26 protein-coding genes are annotated in these 25333 nt (G+C 56.4%); 15 read left to right on the top strand and 11 right to left on the bottom strand.

Annotation, left to right across the window (positions count from 1 at the left end):
- Positions 1 to 27 precede the first annotated feature (27 nt).
- The 3 genes from AC0TNG_RS11570 to rluF are packed head-to-tail and all read left to right on the top strand — an operon-like array spanning position 28 to position 1565.
- A complete protein-coding gene (locus AC0TNG_RS11570; protein WP_024906670.1) occupies positions 28 to 321 on the top strand; it encodes a type II toxin-antitoxin system CcdA family antitoxin in 294 nt (97 codons plus the stop codon).
- The gene (locus AC0TNG_RS11565; protein WP_024906671.1) at positions 321 to 638 is read left to right on the top strand and encodes a CcdB family protein; all 318 of its coding nucleotides are present in this window, start codon (positions 321 to 323) and stop codon (positions 636 to 638) included. Before AC0TNG_RS11570 ends, AC0TNG_RS11565 begins: the two co-directional genes overlap by 1 nt.
- A gap of 54 nt (positions 639 to 692) precedes the next feature.
- Complete coding sequence (gene rluF / locus AC0TNG_RS11560) at positions 693 to 1565, top strand: 23S rRNA pseudouridine(2604) synthase RluF (protein WP_048990571.1); 873 nt, start codon at positions 693 to 695, stop codon at positions 1563 to 1565.
- Here rluF and AC0TNG_RS11555 read toward each other — a convergent pair whose 3' ends face one another.
- From AC0TNG_RS11555 to lysC, 3 genes are all read right to left on the bottom strand, one after another.
- Positions 1566 to 1838: a YjbD family protein gene (locus AC0TNG_RS11555; protein WP_023309994.1), complete on the bottom strand. Its 273-nt coding sequence runs from the start codon at positions 1836 to 1838 to the stop codon at positions 1566 to 1568.
- A gap of 50 nt (positions 1839 to 1888) precedes the next feature.
- Entirely contained in the window at positions 1889 to 2833 is a 945-nt protein-coding gene (gene panS / locus AC0TNG_RS11550) for a ketopantoate/pantoate/pantothenate transporter PanS (protein ID WP_473712504.1), read from the bottom strand.
- Positions 2834 to 2926: 93 nt separating this feature from the next.
- On the bottom strand, positions 2927 to 4276 hold the full coding sequence (gene lysC, locus AC0TNG_RS11545; protein ID WP_023334126.1) for a lysine-sensitive aspartokinase 3: 1350 nt from the start codon (positions 4274 to 4276) through the stop codon (positions 2927 to 2929).
- Between the two features lie 374 nt (positions 4277 to 4650).
- Between lysC and pgi the strand changes: the two genes are divergently transcribed.
- The 5 genes from pgi (at position 4651) to AC0TNG_RS11520 (ending at position 10442) form a co-directional block, all read left to right on the top strand.
- A complete protein-coding gene (gene pgi, locus AC0TNG_RS11540; RefSeq protein ID WP_032650546.1) occupies positions 4651 to 6300 on the top strand; it encodes a glucose-6-phosphate isomerase in 1650 nt (549 codons plus the stop codon).
- A 367-nt stretch (positions 6301 to 6667) separates the two neighbouring features.
- Positions 6668 to 6910 (top strand): exopolysaccharide production protein YjbE, encoded by a 243-nt coding sequence (gene yjbE / locus AC0TNG_RS11535; protein ID WP_008503423.1) that lies wholly within the window; start codon positions 6668 to 6670, stop codon positions 6908 to 6910.
- Positions 6911 to 6973: 63 nt separating this feature from the next.
- Positions 6974 to 7612, top strand: coding sequence for a YjbF family lipoprotein (locus AC0TNG_RS11530; RefSeq protein ID WP_024906676.1), 639 nt, complete (start codon positions 6974 to 6976; stop codon positions 7610 to 7612).
- Entirely contained in the window at positions 7609 to 8346 is a 738-nt protein-coding gene (locus AC0TNG_RS11525; RefSeq protein ID WP_024906677.1) for a capsule biosynthesis GfcC family protein, read from the top strand. The genes AC0TNG_RS11530 and AC0TNG_RS11525 overlap by 4 nt, the downstream gene beginning before the upstream one ends.
- Complete coding sequence (locus tag AC0TNG_RS11520) at positions 8346 to 10442, top strand: YjbH domain-containing protein (protein WP_024906678.1); 2097 nt, start codon at positions 8346 to 8348, stop codon at positions 10440 to 10442. Before AC0TNG_RS11525 ends, AC0TNG_RS11520 begins: the two co-directional genes overlap by 1 nt.
- A 78-nt stretch (positions 10443 to 10520) precedes the next feature.
- Here the strand turns inward: AC0TNG_RS11520 and AC0TNG_RS11515 are convergent, their stop codons facing one another.
- Positions 10521 to 10973: an acyltransferase gene (locus AC0TNG_RS11515; RefSeq protein WP_047362612.1), complete on the bottom strand. Its 453-nt coding sequence runs from the start codon at positions 10971 to 10973 to the stop codon at positions 10521 to 10523.
- Positions 10974 to 11069: 96 nt separating this feature from the next.
- Between AC0TNG_RS11515 and psiE the strand changes: the two genes are divergently transcribed.
- A complete protein-coding gene (psiE, locus tag AC0TNG_RS11510; RefSeq protein WP_000202963.1) occupies positions 11070 to 11480 on the top strand; it encodes a phosphate-starvation-inducible protein PsiE in 411 nt (136 codons plus the stop codon).
- Positions 11481 to 11577: 97 nt separating this feature from the next.
- Here psiE and malG read toward each other — a convergent pair whose 3' ends face one another.
- From malG to malE, 3 genes are all read right to left on the bottom strand, one after another.
- On the bottom strand, positions 11578 to 12468 hold the full coding sequence (malG, locus tag AC0TNG_RS11505; RefSeq protein WP_023310002.1) for a maltose ABC transporter permease MalG: 891 nt from the start codon (positions 12466 to 12468) through the stop codon (positions 11578 to 11580).
- Between the two features lie 14 nt (positions 12469 to 12482).
- A complete protein-coding gene (gene malF, locus AC0TNG_RS11500; protein WP_463727390.1) occupies positions 12483 to 14027 on the bottom strand; it encodes a maltose ABC transporter permease MalF in 1545 nt (514 codons plus the stop codon).
- A 120-nt stretch (positions 14028 to 14147) separates the two neighbouring features.
- A complete protein-coding gene (gene malE / locus AC0TNG_RS11495) occupies positions 14148 to 15338 on the bottom strand; it encodes a maltose/maltodextrin ABC transporter substrate-binding protein MalE (protein ID WP_473712503.1) in 1191 nt (396 codons plus the stop codon).
- A 370-nt stretch (positions 15339 to 15708) separates the two neighbouring features.
- Here malE and malK point away from each other — a divergent pair, with 370 nt between their 5' ends.
- The 5 genes from malK to ubiA all read left to right on the top strand — a co-directional run bounded on the left by malK (position 15709) and on the right by ubiA (position 20871).
- The gene (malK, locus tag AC0TNG_RS11490) at positions 15709 to 16818 is read left to right on the top strand and encodes a maltose/maltodextrin ABC transporter ATP-binding protein MalK (RefSeq protein ID WP_032650555.1); all 1110 of its coding nucleotides are present in this window, start codon (positions 15709 to 15711) and stop codon (positions 16816 to 16818) included.
- 71 nt (positions 16819 to 16889) lie between these two features.
- Positions 16890 to 18245: a maltoporin gene (locus AC0TNG_RS11485; protein ID WP_024906682.1), complete on the top strand. Its 1356-nt coding sequence runs from the start codon at positions 16890 to 16892 to the stop codon at positions 18243 to 18245.
- 112 nt (positions 18246 to 18357) lie between these two features.
- A complete protein-coding gene (gene malM, locus AC0TNG_RS11480) occupies positions 18358 to 19311 on the top strand; it encodes a maltose operon protein MalM (RefSeq protein WP_024906683.1) in 954 nt (317 codons plus the stop codon).
- A gap of 180 nt (positions 19312 to 19491) precedes the next feature.
- Positions 19492 to 19989 carry a chorismate lyase gene (gene ubiC, locus AC0TNG_RS11475; protein ID WP_024906684.1) on the top strand — a complete coding sequence of 166 codons (498 nt, stop codon included), beginning with the start codon at positions 19492 to 19494 and terminating at the stop codon, positions 19987 to 19989.
- Positions 19990 to 20001: 12 nt separating this feature from the next.
- On the top strand, positions 20002 to 20871 hold the full coding sequence (ubiA, locus tag AC0TNG_RS11470) for a 4-hydroxybenzoate octaprenyltransferase (protein ID WP_024906685.1): 870 nt from the start codon (positions 20002 to 20004) through the stop codon (positions 20869 to 20871).
- A gap of 90 nt (positions 20872 to 20961) precedes the next feature.
- Here the strand turns inward: ubiA and zntA are convergent, their stop codons facing one another.
- Both zntA and AC0TNG_RS11460 read right to left on the bottom strand, forming a co-directional pair.
- On the bottom strand, positions 20962 to 23133 hold the full coding sequence (gene zntA, locus AC0TNG_RS11465) for a Zn(II)/Cd(II)/Pb(II) translocating P-type ATPase ZntA (protein WP_473712502.1): 2172 nt from the start codon (positions 23131 to 23133) through the stop codon (positions 20962 to 20964).
- Between the two features lie 76 nt (positions 23134 to 23209).
- The gene (locus AC0TNG_RS11460) at positions 23210 to 23836 is read right to left on the bottom strand and encodes a lysoplasmalogenase (RefSeq protein ID WP_024906687.1); all 627 of its coding nucleotides are present in this window, start codon (positions 23834 to 23836) and stop codon (positions 23210 to 23212) included.
- 129 nt (positions 23837 to 23965) lie between these two features.
- Between AC0TNG_RS11460 and AC0TNG_RS11455 the strand changes: the two genes are divergently transcribed.
- Positions 23966 to 24322, top strand: coding sequence for a DUF2500 domain-containing protein (locus tag AC0TNG_RS11455; protein ID WP_473712501.1), 357 nt, complete (start codon positions 23966 to 23968; stop codon positions 24320 to 24322).
- A 60-nt stretch (positions 24323 to 24382) separates the two neighbouring features.
- Here the strand turns inward: AC0TNG_RS11455 and AC0TNG_RS11450 are convergent, their stop codons facing one another.
- Positions 24383 to 24664, bottom strand: coding sequence for a DUF1145 family protein (locus tag AC0TNG_RS11450; protein WP_157188475.1), 282 nt, complete (start codon positions 24662 to 24664; stop codon positions 24383 to 24385).
- A complete protein-coding gene (gene rsmD, locus AC0TNG_RS11445) occupies positions 24648 to 25250 on the bottom strand; it encodes a 16S rRNA (guanine(966)-N(2))-methyltransferase (RefSeq protein WP_024906689.1) in 603 nt (200 codons plus the stop codon). Before rsmD ends, AC0TNG_RS11450 begins: the two co-directional genes overlap by 17 nt.
- Positions 25251 to 25333 lie beyond the last annotated feature (83 nt).

Here is a 25333-nt window from a genome sequence, read left to right as displayed (position 1 = left end):
GACCTTACGTTTTTTAGGGAATAGAAAATGGTCGTTTATTACGCTACACTTCGCCAATTCATGCGCATTCCGATGGGGGTTTTCATGCGCACTACTCATGGCATTAAAAAATCAGTGAATGTTTCCCTGTCGCCCGAAATCCTTGAAGAGGCGCGACGGCTTAAACTTAATCTCTCTGCCGTGCTCACGGCTGCACTGCAGGAGCAGTTTCGTGCGCATCAGCGTGCAGAGTGGTTAGCAGAAAATAAAGCTTCTATCGAGGCCATTAACCAATGGGTTGATGAAAACGGCTCCTTTAGTGACTTTCAGAGGTCGTTCTGATGGAGCAATATTTTGCTTATGAGAATGAAGGTAAGGGGAAAACTGCCTATCCCTGGCTAATCAATATGCAGCATCCCGTGGCTAATGTGATGAAGCATGTTCTGGTCGCCCCCGCAGTTGAACTTAGCCATCTGGGAGGCATTCAGCCACCTGCGAAAGTGTGCCCTGTCGTTGAGATAGCGGGTATACCCTGTGTAGTAATGATGCACATGATGGCAGGCATATCGCCAAAAGAGTTAGGCGAGCGTGTCGCCGATCTAACGCAAAACCGGGCTTCATTGCGGGATGCACTCGATTTTTTGATCAACGGTTACTAACACTTTTTTGTCAGCCGCAAGGTAAGGTATATTTCGCCCTTCACAGGAGAAACTATGCTGCCAACTCAATCAACCCGATTAAACAAATACATTAGCGAGAGCGGGATCTGCTCACGTCGCGAGGCTGACCGTTACATTGAACAAGGTAACGTGTTTCTTAACGGCAAACGCGCCACCATCGGCGATCAGGTGGTGCCTGGCGATGTGGTTAAAGTGAATGGTCAGGTCATCGAACCGCGTGATGCTGAAGACCTGGTGTTTATCGCGTTGAACAAACCGGTTGGGATTGTCAGCACCACGGAAGACGGTGAGCGGGACAACATCGTTGATTTCGTGAACCACAGCAGCCGTATCTTCCCGATTGGCCGTCTGGATAAAGACTCTCAGGGGCTGATTTTCCTCACCAACCACGGCGATCTGGTCAACAAGATCCTGCGTGCCGGTAACGATCACGAGAAAGAGTACATTGTGACGGTAAATAAGCCGGTCACGGACGACTTTATTCGCGGTATGGGCGCCGGTGTGCCGATCCTCGGTACCGTTACGAAAAAGTGTAAGGTGAAGAAAGAAGCGCCGTTCGCGTTCCGCATTACCCTGGTGCAGGGCTTAAACCGCCAGATCCGCCGCATGTGCGAACATTTCGGTTATGAAGTGACGAAGCTTGAGCGCACGCGCATCATGAACGTCAGCCTGTCCGGCATTCCGCTGGGCGAATGGCGCGACTTAACGGACGACGAACTGATCGAGCTGTTCAAGCTTATCGAGAACTCCTCGTCCGAAGCGAAGCCGAAGGCCAAAGCAAAACCGAAAACCCAGGCGATTAAACGTCCGGTGGTGAAGGCGCCGCAGGCGGAAGAGAAAGGACGCGGCAAACCGGGTAACGGGAAGCGATTTACCCAGCCTGGCCGTAAAAAGAAAGGGCGCTGATTAGCGCCTTCCACGGGTAGACGTTGTGGCCGACCAGGAAAAGGTCGCCTCTGCATCGGGTTTATAAGCCTGCTCTTTTTTCAGCTTGCGGGCTTTTTTCGCCGCGGCGTCACGCTGCGCCATGAGCTTATCGATGTACTCTTTTTTCACCTGATTGGTTTCGGCGTTCGTCAGCGTGCGGCCATGTGCGATACGGGCGCGGTCGAGAAGCGTTTTCAGTTCGCGCTGCTCGGCTTCGGTCATGTCTTTCTGGGTCAAACGTGGTGTAGCCATTGCTGAAGCCTCCTGATGGGGAGGCTTCAGTGTAAAGCAAGCTGAGTCAATTAACCCTGCTTCACCGCATCTTTTTTCGTTTGTTCATCAATCGGTTTGCCGGACCAGTAGCCCGCCAGCAGCGAGCCGGAGAGGTTGTGCCAGACGGAGAACAGCGCGCCAGGCAGGGCCGCCAGCGGTGAGAAGTAGATTTTACCAAGCGCCGCCGCCAGGCCGGAGTTCTGCATCCCTACCTCAATCGCCAGCGTGCGGCAGGTCGATTCGTCGAAGCCAAACAGTTTCCCTCCCCAGTAGCCGCCCAGAAGACCAATGGTGTTATGCAGCACCACCGCGACGATCACTACAAAGCCTACGGAAGCAATGTGTGAGGCGGAGCCCGCCACCACGGCGCTGATGATGGCCAGAATACAGATCATCGAAAATGCGGGCAGGTATGGCTCAACGGCCTTCACCACGCGCGGTAAAAGATGGTGAATGACCAGCCCCAGCGCAATCGGGATCACCACAATCTGCAGAATGCTCAGCAGCATGCCCATCACGTCCACCTGAATATGCGCATCCACGTACAGGCGGGTTAACAGCGGCGTGGCAATCACGCCCACCAGCGTGGAGACGGACGAGATAGTGACGGAGAGCGCCACGTCGCCTTTCGCCAGATAGATCATGACGTTGGACGCCGTGCCGCTGGCCACGCTGCCCACCAGCACCATCCCGGCGGAGAGGTCGGGCGGCATCTTAAAGGCCATCGCCAGCAGCCACGCCGCGAGCGGCATCACCAGGTAGTGCAGAAATATTCCTGCCGCGACGGGCGCAGGGCGAGACAGCACGCGTTTGAAGTCGTCGACTTTTAGATGCACGCCCATGCCCAGCATAATCAGCATCAGCAGGGTGGTGACCCACGGCCCGATGCCGGTGAACGTGGTGGGGGTGTAATACGCGAGTACGGAGAGCAGCAGCGCCCATAACGGGAACAGCCGCGTGATGGCGGATAACATAATGGTTTCCTTGCAGTATTGTCGTGTTGTTTAGTTATGAAAAAGCCGGGTCTGTGCCCGGCTTGTAGATATTGTTTATCGCGCTAACGAATTTTATTCAAACAAATTCTGATGAAGTTTCTGCACGACCTGCTCGGCCTGATCGGCAGGCACCAGGAAGCAGAGGTTATAGCTGGACGCGCCGTAGCAGATCATGCGGATGCTGAACGGGTCGAGCACGCCAAACACCTCTTTGCCCACGCCGCAGGCGCGCGACAGCTTGTTGCCAATGATGGCAACCAGCGCCAGATCTTCTTCCACTTCCACGCGGCACAGCTCGGACAGCTCAATCAGCAGAGACTGCGTCAGCAGGGTGTCACCGGTTGAGGTAGAGCCGGTGGTGTCCAGCGTCAGCGCAATGCTCACTTCAGAGGTGGTGATCAGATCCACGGAGATGTTGTGGCGTGCCAGAATGCCAAACACTTCCGCCAGGAAACCGCGGGAGTGCAGCATATTGTGGCTGTGCAGGGTGACCAGCGTCTGGCGACGGCGCAGGGCCAGGGCGCGGAACAGCGGTGGGTTTTCCGTTTTCTTGCAGACCAGCGTCCCGCCCGCTTTCGGATCTTTACTGGAGCCGACGAAGACCGGAATATCGCTACGTACGGCAGGCAAAAGGGTTGCCGGATGCAGCACTTTCGCACCGAAGGTGGCCATTTCCGCCGCTTCTTCAAAGGCGATCACATCAATACGTTTCGCCGCGGAAACGACGCGCGGGTCGGTGGTGTAAATGCCCGGAACGTCAGTCCAGATATCCACGCGCGTGGCATGCAGGGCTTCGCCCAGCAGCGCGGCGGTGTAGTCGCTGCCGCCACGGCCAAGCGTGGTGGTGCGGCCCTTCGCTTCGCTGCCGATAAAGCCCTGGGTGATCACGATACCGTCTGCCAGGCGTGGTGCCAGCTGCTGATTGGTCAGCTCGGCCAGTGCTTCAACGTCCGGCTCGGCGCGACCAAAGCGGTCGCTGGTACGCATCACTTTACGCACGTCAAACCACTGCGCCTGAATGTTACGCTCGCGCATGATTTCAACAAACAGCAGGGTGGACATCAGCTCGCCGTGGCTGACCAGTTCGTCGGTCAGGGCGGTGGAGGTGGCCAGCGAAGCGGCTTCTGCCAGGGTGGTGATGTTTTCCAGCAGACGTTCCACTTCCTCGCGGATGACGTTCGGGTTCTGCAGACGCTCAAGAATGTCGAACTGAATTTTGCGCAGTGCATCCAGCTTCACGAAACGTTCTGTCGCTTCCAGTCCTTCAGACAGAGAAACCAGCAGGTTCGTCACGCCGGCAGATGCAGAAAGCACCACCAGGCGGGTATTCGGATCGGCCAGCACCACATCGGCGCTGCGGTTCATGGCATCGTAATCGGCCACACTGGTGCCGCCAAACTTGGCGACCACAAAACTCGTCATAACAACCTCGTGTCAGGGAATGAATAAGCGACCTTGGCACAAGAGTGAAACGAAAACAGGTGCAGGCGCAAAATACGGCCCTATAAATAAAATGCGGGGGAGGTCCTGTCAATGCTGGGATTATGCGGATTTTTTATGGGGGGGTACCCCTGAGAAACAGGACTTATAACAGAGCCAGATTTTATGCTCCGTTTTAGGGCATTTTGACCGACATTTCGCCGCTCCGGGAGGGCGTTTCAGCAGCTATACTTTTCGGGTCTTTTCACCTGCGTTTGATGCAGGCCAGGGCAATGGCATAAAAACCATCACAATTTTTATTTGCAGGCGCTACAATCGACCGCAGTCACAATTCTCAAATCAGAAGAGTATTGCTAATGAAAAACATCAACCCAACGCAGACCGCTGCCTGGCAGGCACTCCAGAAACATTATGATGAAATGAAAGACGTCACCATCGCGGATCTGTTCGCGAAAGATGCCGATCGTTTCAACAAGTTCTCCGCGACCTTCGACGACCTGATGCTGGTGGATTTCTCCAAAAACCGCATTACCGAAGAGACGCTGGCTAAACTGCAGGATCTGGCGAAAGAGACTGAGCTTGCCGACGCCATCAAATCCATGTTCTCCGGTGAGAAGATCAACCGCACCGAAGACCGTGCCGTGCTGCACGTCGCTCTGCGTAACCGTAGCAATACGCCAATCATCGTTGACGGCAAAGACGTCATGCCGGAAGTGAACGCGGTGCTGGAAAAGATGAAAACCTTCTCCGAAGCGATCATCTCCGGCAACTGGAAAGGCTACACTGGCAAAGCGATCACTGACGTGGTTAACATCGGTATCGGCGGTTCTGACCTCGGTCCGTTCATGGTGACCGAAGCGCTGCGCCCGTACAAAAACCACCTCAATATGCACTTTGTGTCTAACGTCGATGGTACCCACATCGCCGAAGTGCTGAAGAACGTGAACCCGGAAACCACCCTGTTCCTGGTTGCGTCTAAAACCTTTACCACCCAGGAAACCATGACCAACGCCCACAGCGCGCGCGACTGGTTCCTGAAAACGGCTGGCGATAACAAGCACGTGGCGAAACACTTCGCGGCGTTGTCTACCAACGGTAAAGCCGTCAGCGAGTTCGGCATTGATACCGCGAACATGTTCGAGTTCTGGGACTGGGTTGGCGGCCGCTACTCCCTGTGGTCTGCGATTGGCCTGTCCATCATCCTGTCCGTGGGCTTCGACAACTTCGTTGAGCTGCTCTCCGGCGCGCACGCGATGGATAAACACTTCTCCACCACCGCACCAGAGAAAAACCTGCCGGTGCTGCTGGCGCTGATCGGTATCTGGTACAACAACTTCTTCGGCGCTGAAACCGAAGCGATCCTGCCGTACGACCAGTATATGCACCGCTTTGCGGCCTACTTCCAGCAGGGCAACATGGAATCCAACGGTAAATACGTTGACCGTAACGGCAACGCGGTGGACTACCAGACTGGCCCAATCATCTGGGGCGAGCCGGGCACCAACGGTCAGCATGCCTTCTACCAGCTGATTCACCAGGGCACCAAAATGGTACCGTGCGATTTCATCGCGCCGGCTATCACCCATAATCCGCTGTCCGACCACCATCCGAAGCTGCTGTCCAACTTCTTCGCACAGACCGAAGCGCTGGCGTTCGGTAAATCCCGCGAGGTGGTTGAGCAGGAATACCGTGACCAGGGTAAAGACCCGGCCACGCTGGACCACGTGGTGCCGTTCAAGGTGTTCGAAGGCAACCGTCCAACCAACTCCATCCTGCTGCGCGAAATCACGCCGTTCAGCCTGGGTGCGCTGATTGCTCTGTACGAGCACAAAATCTTCACACAGGGCGCGATCCTGAACATCTTCACCTTTGACCAGTGGGGCGTTGAGCTGGGCAAACAGCTGGCAAACCGTATTCTGCCAGAGCTGGGTGATGATAAAGCAGTTGCCAGCCATGACAGCTCAACAAATGGTTTGATCAACCGTTATAAAGCATGGCGTGCGTAATTAAAACGTCATGAAAACGTGCCGGCGAAATGCCGGCATTTTTTTATCGGATAATTCCTTATGTCTGTTAGTTAACTCAAATTCTGGTTCTGAGTTTAATCCGAAAAAGACGGTTAACCCGCTAATTGCTGCGGTTTATTTTAAGAAAATACGCAGTACTCCACTAATATATTTATATTATAAGTTATTGATTTTTATAAATTATATATTTATGCCATTTGTCTTTCATTTCCATTTTAACCATTAGTCCGAAAACCCTCTCCCTATTTCCCCTTACGGCAAACCCACGGCAGTAGTTGTGTATACTCGATTCCGCCTGAAATTCTTTTTGGGCAAATCTCCATTCATTCATTGAAGGGAAATTGTTATGAAGAAAGTACTGTATGGCATTTTTGCCATATCTGCGCTTGCGGCGACATCTGTCTATGCAGCTCCGGTTCAGGTCGGGGAAGCGGCAGGTTCGGCTGCGACGTCTGCGTCTGCGGGAAGTTCTACCGCAGCCAGCGCCAGCACCGTAAGTTCAGCCGTGGGTGTCGCGCTGGCGGCAACCGGTGGCGGTGATGGCTCCAACACCGGAACCACGACCACCACGACAACCAGCACCCAGTAATAGCGGGTGTTTTAATCATAACCACACTTCGGTGTGGTTATTTCGCCCCTTCGGAGAAGAGTCGTGAAGCGACCTGCAATCATTCTGATTTGCCTGCTGCTGCAGGCGTGCTCGGCCACCACTAAAGGGCTGGGAAACTCACTGTGGGAAAGCCTGTTCGGCACACCGGGCGTGCATCTGACCGATGACGAACTTCAGAACATGCCCTATGCCAGTCAGTACATGCAGCTTAACGATGGCCCGCAACTGTTTGTGGTGCTCGCTTTCGATGAAAACGGGCAGCAGAAATGGGTGACGCAGGATCAGGCCACCATCGTGACGCAGCATGGCCGTATCGTGAAAACCCTGCTGGGCGGCGATAACCTGCTGGAGGTGAATAATATCGCCGACGACCCGCTGATCAAGCCGAACCAGATCGCCGACGGCGCAGGCTGGACGCGCACGATGGGCTGGACCGAACACAAGCAGGTGCGTTACGCCACTGCACGCTCGACTTTCCGCTGGGACGGCACCGACAGCGTGAAAGTCGGCAGCGACGAAACGCAGGTTCGCGTGCTGGATGAAGAGGTCACCACCGACCAGGCCACCTGGCACAACCGCTTCTGGATCGACGAGGAAGGGCAGATCCGTCAGTCCTTACAGTATCTCGGTGCCGGTTTCTTCCCGGTCAAAACCACCCTGATCAAGGCGGCGAAATCATGAAAACGCTCATCCACGTTGCGCTTATCGCCAGTTTTGCCGCGCCGCTGGCATGGTCCGCCGGGACAGTAAAGGTCTACACGCCGGACAGTGAAAAACCCAAAACCTTAACCCACGCCGAGCATCTGCTCGATCTTGTCGGACAGCCAAGGCTCGCCAACAGCTGGTGGCCGGGCGCGGTCATCGCTGAACGGCAGAAGACCGCTGAAGCGGAACAACAGCACAAGGCGCTCCTTGCGAGGCTGACGGGACTCGCGGAGCAGGAAGATGGCGACGACGCTGCGGCCATTAACAGCGTCCGTCAGCAGCTGCAGGCGCTGAAGGTGACGGGCCGTCAGAACGTCAATCTTGACCCGGATGACGTGCGCGTCACGGAAAACGGCAACCCCGCGCTGGAAGGAGACTATACGCTCTGGCTGCCGGCGAAGCCGACGACGGTGACCGTGATGGGGCTTATCAGCAGCCCGGGTAAAAAGCCCTTTACGCCTGGTCGTGACGTGGCGAGCTACCTCGACGAGCAGAGCATGCTGAGCGGCGCGGATAACAGCTACGCCTGGGTGGTTTACCCTGACGGCCACACGCAAAAAGCTCCCGTCGCTTACTGGAATAAACGGCATATCGAACCCATGCCGGGCAGCATTATTTTTGTCGGTTTTGCCGACCATTTCTGGACGAAGGCGTATGACGGGCTTAACGCCGATATCCTTCACTCCCTGATTCAGCGGATACCGGAATAATGAAAAGAACCTATCTCTACAGCATGCTGGCGCTCTGCGTGAGTGCCGCCTGCCATGCAGAAACGTATCCGGCACCCATTGGCCCGTCTCAGTCAGACTTCGGCGGCGTCGGTTTACTGCAAACGCCCACCGCGCGTATGGCGCGCGAGGGGGAAATTAGCCTTAACTACCGTGATAACGACCAGTATCGCTACTACTCGGCGTCGGTGCAGCTGTTCCCGTGGCTTGAAACCACGCTGCGCTATACCGACGTGCGGACGAAACAATACAGCAGCGTCGAGGCGTTCTCAGGCGATCAGACCTACAAAGATAAAGCCTTCGACGTCAAGCTGCGCCTGTGGGAAGAGAGCTACTGGATGCCGCAGGTCTCCGTGGGTGCCAAAGATATTGGCGGTACCGGCCTGTTTGACGCGGAATACATCGTGGCCAGCAAGGCCTGGGGGCCGTTCGACTTCTCACTCGGGATGGGATGGGGCTATCTCGGCACCAGTGGTAACGTGAAAAACCCGTTTTGCTCCTACAGCGATAAATACTGCTACCGCGATAACAGCTATCAGAAAGCGGGCTCCATCAACGGGGACCAGATGTTCCACGGTCCGGCGTCGCTGTTTGGCGGTGTAGAGTATCAAACACCCTGGCAGCCATTACGCCTGAAGCTGGAGTATGAAGGGAATGACTACTCGCAGGACTTCGCCGGGAAGATTGAGCAGAAGAGCAAGTTTAACGTCGGCGCCATTTATCGCGTCACCGACTGGGCCGACGTTAACCTCAGCTACGAGCGCGGCAATACGGTGATGTTTGGCTTCACGCTGCGCACCAACTTTAACGACATGCGGCCGCACTACAATGATAACGCGCGGCCTGCATACCAGCCGGAGCCGCAGGATGCGATTCTGCAGCACTCCGTGGTGGCAAACCAGCTGACGCTGCTGAAATACAATGCCGGTCTGGCGGATCCGAAAATTCAGGTGAAAGGCGATACGCTGTACGTGACCGGCGAGCAGGTGAAATACCGCGACTCGCGCGAAGGGATCGAACGCGCCAACCGGATCGTTATGAACGATCTCCCGGACGGGATCCGCACGATCCGCGTGACGGAGAATCGCCTCAACCTGCCGCAGGTCACAACTGAAACGGACGTTGCCAGCCTCAAACGTCATCTGGAAGGTGAACCGCTCGGGCATGAAACCGAGCTGGTTCAAAAACGCGTAGAGCCGATCGTGCCGGAGACCACCGAGCAGGGCTGGTATATCGACAAGTCGCGCTTCGATTTCCATATCGATCCGGTGCTGAACCAGTCCGTCGGCGGGCCGGAAAACTTCTACATGTATCAGCTGGGCGTCATGGCGACGGCGGATCTGTGGCTTACCGACCACCTGCTGACCACTGGCAGCCTGTTCGGCAACATCGCTAACAACTACGACAAGTTCAACTATACCAACCCGCCAAAAGACTCACAGCTGCCGCGCGTGCGTACCCGCGTACGTGAGTACGTGCAGAACGATGCCTACGTGAATAACCTGCAGGCCAACTATTTCCAGTACTTCGGCAACGGCTTCTACGGCCAGGTGTACGGTGGGTATCTGGAAACCATGTACGGCGGCGCGGGGGCGGAAGTGCTTTATCGTCCTGTCGACAGCAACTGGGCGTTCGGGGTTGATGCCAACTACGTCAAGCAGCGTGACTGGCGCAGCGCCCAGGACATGATGAAGTTCACCGACTACAGCGTCAAAACGGGCCATTTGACCGCCTACTGGACGCCGTCGTTTGCACCTGATGTGCTGGTGAAAGCCAGCGTCGGCCAGTACCTGGCGGGCGATAAGGGCGGCACGCTGGACATCTCCAAACACTTCGACAGCGGCGTCGTGGTGGGCGGCTACGCCACCATCACCAACGTCTCGCCGGACGAATATGGGGAAGGGGACTTCACCAAAGGGGTTTACGTGTCGATTCCGCTGGATCTGTTCTCGTCAGGCCCAACCCGCAGCCGCGCGGCCATCGGCTGGACGCCGCTGACGCGCGACGGTGGTCAGCAGCTTGGGCGTAAGTTCCAGCTGTACGACATGACCAGCGACAAGAACATTAACTTCCGCTGATGCCTCACGCCGGGCGGCACCGCGTTTGCCCGGCCTACGGTTTTTGTAGGCCCGGTAAGCGCAGCGCCACCGGGCGAACTACAAGCGGCGCAGCAGCCTTGCCGGGTTCCCGGCATAGACACCTTTCTCGACGATCGATTTCGTCACCACGCTTCCCGCCCCAATCACCGCTCCGTCGCAAATGGAGACCGCCAGAATGGTGGCACCGCTGCCAATCGACACATCATTTCCGATGGTAATATGGCCCCAGCTGGTCCGGTCGGCGTTCGGTTTCCCCTCACGAAACATATCGTTGGCAAACATCACGCCATGGCCAACAAAGCAACGCTTACCAATGGTCACATACTCACAGATGAAGGTGTGCGACTGAATTTTGCTGTCGTCACCGATGCGCGTATTGCCCTGGATTTCAACAAACGGGCCGACGAATACGCCGTTGCCCAGTACACAGTCGTAAAGATTAGTGGGTTCATATACGGTCACATTGTCGCCGCACGTCACGTTGCGAACCCCGGTTGGTTTACGATCCATCGGTTACCTCCTTACATAAAACATAATTAAAAAATATAGATCTCCGTCACATTTTTGCGTTATACAGAAACCTCGCCCTGGAGAATGAGGTGCTGTATGACATCCCTGACTCGCCCGCGCGTTGAGTTTATCTCAACTATCCTCCAGACCGTGCTGAACCTCGGTCTGTTGAGCCTTGGCCTGATACTGGTCGTCTTTTTGGGTAAAGAGACGGTGCATCTGGCGGATGTACTGTTTGCCCCTGAACAAACCAGCAAATATGCGCTGGTGGAAGGCCTGGTGGTCTACTTTCTCTACTTTGAATTTATCGCCCTGATTGTGAAGTACTTTCAGTCCGGCTTTCACTTCCCGCTGCGTTATTTTGTCTACATTGGGATCACCGCGATTGTGCGGCTGATCATCGTCGATCATAAATCCCCGCTCGACGTGCTGATCTACTCGGCGGCGATCCTGCTGCTGGTGATCACCCTCTGGCTGTGTAACTCGAAGCGGCTGAAGCGAGAATAAAAAAATGGCGGCCCGGAGGCCGCCTAACAACAGTCACAAGTTGGGTCAATACAATACGTCTAAAGTTGAGGGTTGCAGTGGCATAACAAAATGAAACTTAACCTTTCACACCGCCCGCCGTCAGGCCGTTGACCAGCCAGCGCTGCGCCAGCAGGAACACCACGGTAATCGGGATGGCGGAAAGTACGGCCGCCGCGGCAAAGTCACCCCACAGGTAGTTTTGCGGATTGAGGTATTGCTGCATACCCACGGCCAGGGTGTAGCTGTTCACATCACGCAGTAACAGTGAGGCAACCGGTACTTCGGTGATCGCAGCGATAAACGACAGGATAAACACCACCGCCAGAATCGGCACCGACAGCGGCAGCAGCACCAGGCGGAACGCCTGCCACGGGGTAGCCCCATCCAGCGCGGCCGCTTCTTCCAGCGAGCCGTCGATGGTTTCGAAATAGCCTTTAATGGTCCATACATGCAGTGCGATACCGCCAAGATAGGCGAAGATAACGCCGCCATGGGTGTTCAGACCGATAAACGGTACGTACTGGCCCAGACGGTCAAACAGGGCATACAACGCCACCAGCGACAGCACGGCTGGGAACATCTGGAAAATCAGCATCCCTTTCAGCAGCGTCGCTTTGCCCGGGAAACGCATACGGGCAAAGGCGTAAGCGCAGGTGGTGGACAGCGCCACGATACCAATAGCGGTAATACCTGCGATTTTCACCGAGTTCCACAGCCACAGCAGCACCGGGAACGGCGGCGGCGTGACGCGGCCATCCGCGTGCTCCACGCTGAAGCCCAGCGCGAGCTTCCAGTGCTCCCAGGAGATTTCGTCCGGGATCAGGCTCCCGGTGGCGAAGTTACCCGAACGCAGGGAGATGGCGATAACCATCAGCAGCGGGAACATGATCGCCGCGATGAAAATCAGCAGGCCTAAGTGCGTCGCCAGGAGGCGCAGCTTCTGAGATTTGGGTTGTACCATTGCCATGATCGATGCCCTCCTTAGTCAAATTTCATACGTGTGGCTTTCAGGTTCACAATCGCCAGTGCGCCTACCAGCAGGAAGATCAGGGTGGCAATCGCCGCCGCCAGACCGAAGTCCTGACCGCCGCCGCCTTCGAAGGCGATACGGTAGGTGTAGCTCACGAGCAGGTCGGTATAACCTGCCGGCGTCGTGGTGCCAAGGCGATCCGGACCACCGTTGGTCAACAGCTGAATCAGCACGAAGTTGTTAAAGTTAAAGGCGAAGCTGGCAATCATCAGCGGGGTGAGCGGCTTGATGAGCAGCGGCAGCGTAATCTTAAAGAAGTTCTGGAACGGGCCCGCGCCGTCCATCGCCGAGGCTTCGTACAGATCGTCCGGGATGGCCTTCAGCAGGCCCATGCACAGGATCATCATGTACGGATAGCCCAGCCAGGTATTGACGATGATGATCATCGAGCGGGCGGTGGTTGGGTCGCTGAACCAGGCCGGTTTGATGCCAAACAGCGCGCTCAGCATCATGTTGATTTCACCGAAGCTCTGGTTAAACAGCCCTTTGAAAATCAGAATCGAGATAAACGACGGCACGGCATACGGCAGAATCAGCAGTACGCGGTAAATCGCTTTGCCCTTCAGGGATTCCCACTGGACGAGGCAGGCCAGCACCATACCCACGGCAACGGTCAGGATCACGGTCAGTACGGAGAAGACCACCGTCCAGACGAAGATGGCGAAGAACGGTTTCTGAATGCCTTCGTCGGTAAACACGCGGGTAAAGTTGTCCCAGCCGATGGTGACGGTGTAGCCCGGGCTGAGTTTGTCATCACCCCATTTGCCGTCGGCAGTAATGGACTGATAGAAACCAATGTCGTTGTTTGGACGATATTTTACGCCGCTCTGGTTATTGGTCAGCGTGCCGTCATCCGCCAGAGTATAGAGCGGCTGCGTGCCGGAGAACTGGCGCAGCGAGCTCATGGTCACTTTGCTTTCGTCTGGCAGTACGGCGGTGAGCTGAGTCAGCGCCTGACGGTTCTGGGTAATGATGCGTAAGTTGGCACGTTCACCTTCCGGCAGGGCCTGTGCCTCCTTTAAGGCCAGCTTCTGCTCGCCGCCAAATTTGAACGCGTCGGAGACATAGTATTTGCTGCTTGCTTCGTCAGTAAGCGCTAACTTCCACTCGTTACCGGCAGGATACAGGCCGAAGTTAAAGGTCTTGCCTGCCTGATATGAGCGATCCAGCAGGACCTGCTGCGCGCGTTCCTGCGCAAGCTGGTTGGTGCTACTGTAGTTGGTAAATGCAATGGCGATGGTGCAAATCAGCGGGAACAGGACAAACAGCCCCATCCCGGCCACGCCCGGGTAGACATAGCGCCAGGCATAGGCTTTACGATTAGCGAAAATATACAGGCCAGCAGAGCTTAAAATCAGCGTCATGATGGCGAACAGATATTCCCCTTGTACGTACATTAAAACAACAAGGTAACCCACCAGCAGGCACAGCAGACCGATCGCTGACCACTTCAGCGCGTCGCTTTGCCACCAGCGTTTCTTTTTAATGACATCCATGGGGTTCTTCCTCTACAACGGTGGAAACTTATCGTCAGGTGGCGCTGCGCTTACCTGACCTACGGATCGTGCCGTAGTCGTAGGGCGGGTAAGCGCACGCGCCACCCGCCGTTTTTCTGCTTACTTGGTGATACGACCCTGAGCATCTTTCAGCGCGGCTTCGACAGTCTGACGACCGCTTGCAGCGTTGATAACCGCGGTACGCGTGGCGTACCAGAACGCGGCCATCTGTGGGATGTTCGGCATGATTTCGCCTTTCTGGGCGTTATCCATGGTGGCCGCGATACGTGGGTCTTTCGCCAGATGATCCTGGAAGGATTTCAGCGCGACGGCGCCCAGCGGTTTGTCCTTGTTCACTTCATCCAGACCCTGATCGGTCAGCAGGTAGTTTTCCAGGAACTCTTTCGCCAGCTCTTTGTTCGGGCTGGCAGCGTTGATGCCCGCGCTCAGCACGCCAACGAACGGTTTAGACGGCTTGCCTTTGAAGGTTGGCAGCAGCGTCACGCCGTAGTTGATTTTGCTCTTATCGATGTTGGTCCAGGCCCACGGACCGTTGATGGTCATCGCGGTTTCGCCTTTGTTGAACGCCGCTTCCGCGATGGAGTAATCGGTATCCGCGTTCATGTGTTTGTTCTTGATCAGGTCAACCAGGAAGGTCAGACCCGCTTTCGCGCCCGCGTTGTCCACGCCCACGTCTTTCACGTCATACTTGCCGTTTTCAAACTTGAACGCGTAACCGCCGTCGGCAGCAATCAGCGGCCAGGTGAAGTACGGCTCTTGCAGGTTGAACATCAGGGCGGATTTACCTTTCGCCTTCAGCTCTTTATCCAGTTTCGGGATCTCTTCCCAGGTCTTCGGCGGGTTAGGGACCAGGTCTTTGTTGTAAATCAGAGACAGGGCTTCAACCGCGATTGGGTAAGCGATCAGCTTGCCGTTATAGCGAACGGCGTCCCAGGTGAACGGGAACAGTTTGTCCTGGAAGGCTTTGTCTGGCGTCACTTCAGCCAGCAGGCCAGACTGCGCGTAACCCCCGAAACGGTCATGCGCCCAGAAGATGATGTCCGGGCCATCGCCGGTTGCCGCAACCTGCGGGAATTTCTCTTCCAGTTTGTCCGGGTGCTCTACGGTCACTTTGATGCCGGTATCTTTCTCGAATTTTTTGCCCACTTCGGCCAGGCCGTTATAGCCCTTGTCGCCGTTAATCCAGATAACCAGTTTGCCTTCTTCAATTTTGGCGAGCGCCGGTGCGGAAATCATCATTGCTGCGAGGGCGGACAATGCGAAAACGCGTGCGCCAGTCTTGATATTCATAGCTGCCATCCTTTTTGGTGATGTCTCGTGGTATGACTTCAGTGGTTCAACGTGTCTCAGTCTCCTTATTTGACATCCTCTTTCCATCCTCCCAACCCCTACGCCCCACCCCCGGTTTGTGTGATCTCCGTTGCATAAATTTAAGTTATGAGTGCTGGCGCACATAAAAACCCACCGAATTTTGCAGGCGGCTTCACGAATTTTGCCTCAGCCCTCCCGCAGCGGTCGCAGAGCCTGCTCCCTCATCCTCCCGCCTCCTCCCCCATAAAAAAGGCGGGGGGTGGAGGATTCGGGAAAGTAATGGATACCCCATAGTGAACTTATCTTGAATGTTTCTGTCGGTGACAGGTTGTAACGAAGGGAGAAGGGCATGGCGAGCGTACAGCTGCGTAATGTAACGAAAGCCTGGGGTGACGTTGTGGTGTCGAAAGACATCAATCTGGACATCAACGAAGGCGAATTCGTGGTGTTTGTTGGCCCATCAGGCTGTGGTAAATCTACTCTGCTGCGTATGATTGCCGGTCTTGAAACCATCACCAGCGGCGACCTGCTGATCGGTGATACCCGAATGAACGACATCCCACCTGCCGAACGTGGCGTCGGTATGGTGTTCCAGTCTTATGCTCTCTATCCCCATCTTTCCGTTGCCGAGAACATGTCCTTTGGCCTGAAGCTGGCCGGCGCGAAGAAAGAGGTTATTAACCAGCGCGTGACGCAGGTGGCGGAAGTGTTACAGCTGGCGCACCTGCTGGAGCGTAAGCCGAAAGCGCTCTCCGGTGGCCAGCGTCAGCGTGTGGCGATTGGCCGTACCCTGGTGGCCGAACCGCGCGTGTTCCTGCTTGATGAACCTCTCTCTAACCTGGATGCCGCCCTGCGCGTCCAGATGCGTATCGAAATCTCCCGTCTGCACAAGCGTCTTGGCCGCACGATGATTTACGTCACCCACGATCAGGTCGAAGCGATGACCCTCGCCGACAAAATCGTGGTGCTGGATGCCGGTCGCGTGGCGCAGGTGGGCAAACCGCTGGAGCTGTATCACTACCCGGCAGACCGCTTTGTTGCGGGCTTTATTGGCTCGCCAAAGATGAACTTCCTGCCCGTCAAAGTGACCGCGACCGCGATTGAACAGGTACAGGTGGAGCTGCCAAACCGCCAGCAGGTCTGGCTGCCGGTCGACAGCGCCAACGTACAGGTCGGGGCAAACATGTCCCTCGGTATTCGTCCTGAGCACCTGCTGCCGAGCCACATCGCCGATGTGACCCTGGAAGGTGACGTTCAGGTCGTCGAACAGCTTGGTCACGAAACACAGATTCATATCCAGATCCCCGCCATCCGTCAGAACCTGGTCTACCGCCAGAACGACGTGGTGTTGGTAGAAGAGGGTGCCAGATTCGCTATCGGCTTGCCGCCAGAGCGTTGCCATCTGTTCCGTGAGGATGGCACTGCATGTCGTCGGTTGCACAAAGAGCCAGGCGTTTAAGCAATCCCAAAAGAAGACACGAAACCGACAGGTGAAGTGTTCAAAGAAAAGCAATGATCTCAGGAGATAGAATGATGATTACTCTGCGCAAACTTCCTCTGGCAGTTGCCGTCGCAGCGGGCGTAATGTCTGCTCAGGCAATGGCCGTGGATTTCCATGGTTATGCTCGTTCCGGTATTGGCTGGACGGGGAGTGGCGGCGAACAACAGTGCTTCCAGGCAACCGGTGCTCAAAGTAAATACCGTCTGGGTAACGAATGTGAAACCTATGCGGAACTGAAGCTGGGCCAGGAAGTATGGAAAGAAGGTGATAAGAGCTTCTACTTCGACACCAACGTAGCATACTCCGTGGGGCAGCAGAACGACTGGGAAGCCACTAACCCGGCGTTCCGTGAAGCCAACGTGCAGGGAAAAAACCTGATTGAATGGCTGCCAGGTTCGACTATCTGGGCCGGTAAGCGCTTCTATCAGCGTCATGACGTCCACATGATCGACTTCTACTACTGGGATATTTCTGGTCCTGGTGCGGGTATCGAAAACGTCGATCTGGGCTTCGGTAAACTGTCTCTGGCAGCGACCCGTTCTCAGGAAGCGGGTGGTTCCTACACCTTTAGCAGCCAGAATATCTATGACAAATCGAAAGATACGGCGAACGACGTGTTTGACATGCGTCTGGCGGGGCTGGAGACCAACCCGAACGGTACTCTGGAACTGGGCGTCGACTATGGACGTTCCAATAAAACTGATGGTTACAGCTATGCAGACGGCGCGTCGAAAGACGGCTGGATGTTCACCGCTGAACACACCCAGAGCATGCTGAAGGGCTATAACAAGTTCGTTGTTCAGTATGCAACGGATGCGATGACCACTCAGGGTAAAGGCCTTTCACAAGGTTCCTACGGTTCGACCTTCGATATTAAAAATGACGATGGCTCGGTCACCCACTATGTTGATGACTACATCAACAACAACGGTAAGCTGTGGCGCGTGCTGGATCACGGTGCCATCTCCCTCGGCGATAAATGGGATCTGATGTACGTCGGTATGTACCAGAAACTGGATCTTGATAACGACCTGGGTACCGACTGGTGGACCGTGGGCGTTCGTCCAATGTACAAGTGGACGCCAATCATGAGTACCCTGCTTGAAGTCGGTTACGACAACGTCAAGTCTCAGCAGACTGGCGATCGTAACAATCAGTACAAAATTACCCTGGCACAACAGTGGCAGGCTGGTGACAGCATTTGGTCTCGTCCGGCGCTGCGTATCTTTGCAACTTATGCCAAGTGGGATGAGAACTGGGGTTACATCAAAAACGGCGATAAGGTCCTGAAATACGCAGCCGACAATAACTCCGGCTTCACCACCACTAGCCGTGGTGACAGTGATGAGTGGTCCTTCGGCGCCCAGATGGAAATCTGGTGGTAATCCCGTCTTAACCTGACGTAATGACCAAACTGAGGGGCGCAAGCCCCTCAATCCTTGGGACGGCGCGCTATTGCCTGGCTACCGCTGACCTGTGCATTTTGAGGTGATAACAATGAAAATGAACAAAACTCTCCTTGCTCTTTGTTTATCCGCAGGGCTGCTGGCAAGCGCGCCAGCAGTAACGCTCGCTAATGTGAATTTCGTTCCGCAAAACACAACATCCGCGCCGGCCATTCCGGCCGCTGCGTTGCAACAGCTGGTCTGGACGCCTGTCGATCAATCTAAAGCCCAAACGACCCAGCTCTCGACGGGGGGGCAACCACTTAATGTTCCGGGCATCAGTGGTCCGGTGGTTGCATACAGTGTGCCTGCAAACATTGGCGAACTGACGTTGACGCTCACAAGTGAAGTTAACAAGCAGACCAGCGTTTTTGCACCGAACGTGCTCATTCTTGACCAGAACATGACGCCTTCTGCGTTCTTCCCTAGCGAATACTTTACCTATCAGGAGCCTGGTGTCATGAGCGCAGACCGCCTCGAAGGGGTAATGCGCCTGACGCCTGCGCTGGGTCAGCAGAAAATTTATGTACTCGTCTTCACCACGGAAAAAGATTTGCAGCAAACCACTACGCTGCTTGATCCCGCTAAGGCCTATGCCAAAGGCGTAGGTAACGCCGTGCCGGATATCCCGGACCCAATCGCCCGCCACACCACTGACGGTCTTGTGAAGCTGAAAGTGTCTACCAATAGTGCGTCCAGCGTCCTGGTCGGCCCGCTGTTTGGCTCCTCCGGTACCGGACCTGTCACCGTAGGCAACACCGCTGCGCCTGCCTATACCGCGCCAGCTGCCACGGCAGCCGCACCGGTAGCGACCGCAGCACCGGCCCCGACGAAGAAAGCGGAGCCGGTACTGAACGACACCGAAGAATACTTCAACAACGCCATTAAGCAGGCGGTGAAGCGCGGCGATGTCGATAAAGCGCTGAAACTGCTTGATGAAGCCGAACGTTTAGGTTCAACCACTGCCCGTTCCACCTTTATCAGCAGTGTAAAAGGCAAGGGGTAACCGTTTCCCCGCAGTGCTGATTTGTTAGTTGTTTGGTGCGCCTGAGTGGGCGCACTTTTTTTCGTCTCCGCCGGGCTGTTGCACTCTTGTTGCGATCGTGATCGTTAAATAACGTTTGGCCCCCCTCAATCCGTGTTTCTGCGATACAATGCCATTACGTTATGTATCGGAGAGTCTGGCATGTCACACCCTGCGCTAACGCAACTGCGTGCGCTGCGCTATTTCGACCAAATACCTGCGCTTGAACCGCAGCAGCTGGACTGGTTGCTGCTGGAAGATTCCATGACGAAACGTTTTGAGCAGCAGGGTAAAACGGTTACGGTGACCCTGATTCAGGAAGGGTTTGTCTCTGGCGATGAGATTGCCAGCGAGCTGCCGCTGCTGCCGCAAGAGCCACGTTACTGGCTGCGTGAAATTTTACTTTGTGCTGACGGTGAGCCGTGGCTTGCCGGGCGGACGGTGGTGCCCGAGTCCACCCTTTCCGGGCCCGAGCTGGCGCTGCAGCGTCTGGGGAAAACGCCGCTGGGGCGTTACCTTTTCACCTCGTCTGAGCTTACCCGGGATTTTATTGAGATTGGTCGTGATGCCGAACTCTGGGGGCGTCGTTCCCGCCTTCGCCTGAGCGGTAAACCGTTAATTCTGACGGAGCTTTTTTTACCGGCATCACCGTTGTACTAAGAGGAAGAAAAAATGGAGTGGAGCCTGACGCAGAATAAGCTGCTGGCGTATCACCGCTTAATGCGTACCGATAAACCCATTGGCGCGTTACTGTTGCTGTGGCCGACCCTCTGGGCGCTGTGGCTCGCCACGCCTGGCGTGCCGCCGCTGTGGATCCTTGGCGTGTTCGTAGCCGGCGTCTGGCTGATGCGCGCGGCGGGCTGCGTGGTGAATGACTATGCCGATCGTAAATTCGACGGCCATGTAAAGCGTACTGCCGGTCGTCCGTTACCCAGCGGGCAGGTGACCGGGAAAGAAGCCCGCGTGCTGTTCATTGTTCTGGTGCTGCTCTCTTTCCTGCTGGTGTTAACCCTCAACACCATGACCATTCTGCTTTCCGTTGCGGCGCTGGCCCTGGCCTGGGTGTATCCGTTTATGAAGCGCTACACCCATCTGCCGCAGGTGGTGCTGGGGGCGGCGTTTGGCTGGTCGATTCCGATGGCGTTTGCGGCGGTTAGTGAGTCCTTACCGCTCAGCTGCTGGCTGATGTTCCTGGCGAATATTCTCTGGGCCGTGGCGTATGACACCCAGTACGCGATGGTTGACCGCGACGATGACCTGAAAATTGGCATCAAATCAACCGCCATCCTCTTTGGCCGTCAGGACAAGCTGATCATCGGTATCCTGCAGGTTGCGGTACTGGCGCTGATGGTGGCGATTGGTCGTCTGAACGGGCTGAACTGGGAGTTCTACTGGTCAGTGCTGGTGGCGGGACTGCTGTTTGCGTACCAGCAAAAGCTGATTGCGAAGCGCGAACGCGACGCCTGCTTCAAAGCGTTTATGAACAATAATTACGTCGGTCTGGTGCTGTTTTTAGGCCTGGCGATGAGCTACTTCATATAAAAAAAGCCGGGTGGCGGCTTCGCCTTACCCGGCCTACTATTTAGCAGGATATGTAGGCCCGGTAAGCGTCAGCGCCACCGGGCGTTTTTTTTACCGGCGACGCAACAACCTGAGCGCGTTCGCCGTCACCAGCACCGTTGCCCCGGTATCCGCCAGTACCGCCAGCCACAGCCCGGTCATGCCCAGCAGCGTGGTCACCAGGAAAATCCCCTTCAACCCCAGCGCGATGCCGATGTTCTGACGGATATTGGCCCGCGTCGCGCGCGCAAGATCGATCATCTGCGCCAGCCCGGTCAGGCGGTTGTGGGTCAATGCCGCGTCAGCCGTTTCCAGCGCCACGTCGGTCCCGCTGCCCATCGCAATACCAATGGTGGACGCTTTCATCGCCGGAGCATCGTTAATCCCGTCACCGACCATCGCCAGCGGCGTCTGAGCGTTCAGCTCCGTTACCGCGCTGACCTTATCCGCAGGCAGCAATCCGGCTTTAAACGCCAGCCCCAGCTCACCCGCAATTGCTGCCGCCGCGCGAGGGTTATCGCCGGTGAGAATCACGCCCTTCACGCCCAGCTGATGTAGCGCCACCACAGCTTCTTTTGCGTCATCGCGGAGGGTGTCGCGCAGCGCCAGCATCCCTTTTGCGACGCCGTCCTGCATCACGCTCACAACAGTTTGTCCGGTTTGTTCTAACGCCTCCACCTCTGGAGTAGAAGACTTGCCAGCCGCGACAATCAGTACCTTTTTACCGTCAACGGTGGCCTCAATCCCTGACCCGACCAGCGCCCGCTGGGCGGTTGCCGGAGGGATGTTCAGCCCGCGCGACTGCGCTTCACGCACAATCGCCTGCGCCAGCGGGTGAGTGGAACCCTGTTCAACGGCGGCGGCCAGGGTCAGCAGTTCATCTTCACTGATGTTCTGCGGATATACGCCGGTCACCTGCGGTTTGCCGACGGTCAGCGTACCGGTTTTATCGAACGCGATTTGCTGAACCTGGCTCAGCTGCTCCAGCGCCGCGCCGCCCTTAATCAGCGCCCCGCGACGTGCCGCCGCCGCCAGCCCGGAGGTAATGGCCGCCGGGGTGGAAATCACCAGCGCGCACGGACAGCCGATCAGCAATAGCGTCAGCCCTTTATAAATCCAGCCTTCCCACGGCGCGCCAAAGAACAGCGGTGGGACGACGGTAACCAGCAGAGCCACCAGCATAATGGCGGGCGTGTAGATCCGGCTGAAGCGGTCAATAAAGCGTTCGACCGGCGCGCGGCGCTCTTCGGCCTCTTCAATCAGCTTCAGGATACGGTCGATGGCGCTGTCGCCCGGCTCGGAAAGCACGGTGAGCTGTACCAGACGGTCGACGCTGGTGGCACCCGCAGGCACTTTTTCACCCGCCTCACGTTCAACCGGAATGGACTCGCCGGTCAGGGCGCTTTCATCGAAGCTCGCGGTGGCGGTAAGCAGCGCACCGTCTGCAGGCAAGCGTCCGCCTGCCGCGACTTCAATCACGTCGCCCGGACGAAGGGTCGTGATGGCGACCGTTTCACGCGTGCCGTTTACCACGCGCGTGGCGGTTTCCGGCTTCAGCGCCATCAGCGCGCTGACCCCTTTACGCGCCCGGCTGGCTGCCCAGCCCTCAAGGCGTTCACCGATTAAGAACAGCAGCAGCACCATCGCCGCTTCTGCCGTTGCGCCAATAAACAGCGCGCCGATAGCCGCCACGCTCATCAGCGTTTCGATGGCAAACCAGCTGCCGCTTTTCATCAGGCGCAGCGCCTGACGGGCAATCGGGAACAGCCCGACCAGCGTGGTGGCGATAAACGCCAGGTTGCCGAACGGGTGGTTGAACTGTTCCAGCCCCCAGCTCAGGGCCATCATGATGATGAGGGTAATGAGCGGCAGGTTTTCTTGCAGGGAAGAGGCTTTTTCAGCGGGCGCCGTTTCGCTACGCAAGGTATAGCCCGCCTTGCTGACGGCGGCTTCCACCTGTTTGCTGACGTCGTTATCGGCGCTAACCAGCAGCTTTTCAGTGGCGAACAGCACCTGAACGTGACTCACGCCCGGCACTTGTTTGACGGCGTTTTCCACTTTGCGTGCGCAGGCGGCGCAGTCCATGCCGTTAACGACCCAGCTGTAGCGATTTCCGCTTTCCGGAAGGGGTTGAGTTCGCGTTTCGCACGCGCCTTCGCAGCAGCAGTCGTCTTTCGACGGAACCGGGCTGAGCTTAAGCGCCGAGAATTGTGGAACTTTTTTAGATGTTTCTGGAGTCGACATGGCAGTCTCCGGTAATGATAATTTTCTCATTAACCGCAGCATACACTCTGGAGTCGACTCCAGAGTCAAGACTTATTTAAATATACAGCGAACGCACGATCAGGAAGTGCCCGGCAAAGTAGCAGGCGGCGGCAATCGCGTTATCCGCACGGAAGCGGCGACGATAGTGGCTGCCCAGCCAGACGACATTCCCGATCAGCAGCAGCGCGGCACCGAAGAACGCGGACATCGCCGGAGCGGTCGGACGGAAGAACCACAGCTCGCCCGCCAGCCACACCATTACCAGGGTCATGGCGATAAACGTGCAGACCGGCAAACGCATCTCTTCCAGACGTGACCAGATCACCGCAATCAGCAGCGCGCCAATCACCAGCAGCACCAGCGGCAGCGGCCAGAAGAAGGAGAGCGTCATCTGGCTGGCAAAGTAGATGGTGTAAAGCAGATGCGACAGGAAGAACGCGCCGACGGCATAGAGCAGGCGCTGACGGGGGAGCAGAGTCAGCGCATCGCCTATCAGGGACGCACACAGCCCGGCGAGCACCAGATAGCTGACGGCGTTGAACATCGGCGCTTGCCAGGCCAGCAGCAGCAGGAGCAACAGCGTGACCGGTTTAAACAGCCAGCGCTGCCAGGTGGGACCGCGGTACGACGCATCGACATAAAGCCATGCGGAAAAACAGACAGCGATAAATGACCAAAGCATATTAACTCCCTGTATCTGTTAAGTCTGAATAATCAGTTTCTGATCCAGTGTAGTGACGCGGGCGGGCGTTTGGCAATGGCGGGGAAGGCAGGGTATCCTGAATTCCGCATAATCTGATGGGATTGTAGAATGAGCAAGATGCCGCTGTTTTTCATTATCGTGGTGGCGATTATCGTCATTGCCGCCTCGTTCCGCTTCGTACAGCAGCGCCGCGAGAAGGCGGATAACGATGCCGCACCCCTGATGCAAAAGCGCGTGGTGGTGACCAACAAACGTGAAAAACCGCTCAATGACCGCCGCTCGCGCCAGCAGCAGGTGACGCCTGCGGGCACAACAATGCGCTATGAAGCGAGCTTTAAGTCGGAAACGGGCGGCCTGGAGATGACCTTCCGCCTGGAGGCGCAGCAGTACCATCAGTTGACGGTGGGAGAAAAAGGAACGCTGAGCTATAAAGGGTCGCGATTTGAAGGGTTCAGGACGGAATAATGCACGAACGGTTCCCTCTCCCTGTGGGAGAGGGGTAGGGTGAGGGCATCAGCCCGCACCTTACTTCTTCGCCTGCGCCTTAAATTTCTTCATCCACACCAGCAGCTCAAACACGCCGAAGATAAACACGCGCAGCTGCTGCCAGCCCGTCATCTGCGGGCCGTCTTTCGGCAGGCCGTTTTTCAGCATCACCATCTGCAGGGCGTGCATAAACGACGTGAAAATCAGCGCGACGTTAACGAAAATGTTCATCGGGCGCGGGAACGGGTGCACCAGGTTGAGCAGCAAAAACGCCCAGACACCCAGCATCAGCAAACGTCCCAGATTAATCAGTACCGGCATCGGATCCTCCTTGTGCCTGACGGTGATACAGACGATAAGCAACCTGACCCGCGACTTTTTCACGGTGCAGATCCCAGTGAGCGGGAACCGGCGGTAAACCGTTTTCCACTTCGCTTTCAACGTAAATTAGCGCGTCATCCGCCAGCCAGCCGTTTTGTTCCAGCAGGGATAACGTCTCCTCCAGCAGCCCCTTGCGGAACGGCGGGTCGACAAACACCACGTTATGCGGCGTGCCTTTCTGCGCAAGAAAACTCAGCGTGTTGGTGTTCACGACTTTGGCGTTGCCCGCCTTCAGCGTCGCCAGATTTTGCTGCAGCGTCTGCGCCACGCCGCGCTCCATCTCCAGCAGCGTGGCGCTGGCGGCATAGCGCGACAGCGCTTCCAGACCGAGCGCGCCGCTTCCGGCGAAGCAGTCCAGGCAGTGGGCGTCTACCATTGACGGGGCCAGCCAGTTAAACAGCGTCTCGCGCACGCGGTCGGTAGTAGGGCGTAAACCGGGGCTGTCCGGCACCGGTAATTTCCGGCCTCGCCACTGACCGCCGATAATACGAATTTGACCGGCCGGGGCGCGGTTGGGTTTCTTCATCTCAGGAAAGCTCTGTTAACAATTGGCCTGCGATTGCGGGCGGTGATGTCAATTAAGTAAAGTGTTAGACTATTTCATCATTT

The sequence above is a fragment of the Enterobacter sp. PL_is514 genome (genome assembly GCF_055816715.1).
The sequence above is the reverse complement of the archived record's forward strand: the minus strand, read 5'-3'. Positions and strand labels throughout refer to the sequence as shown.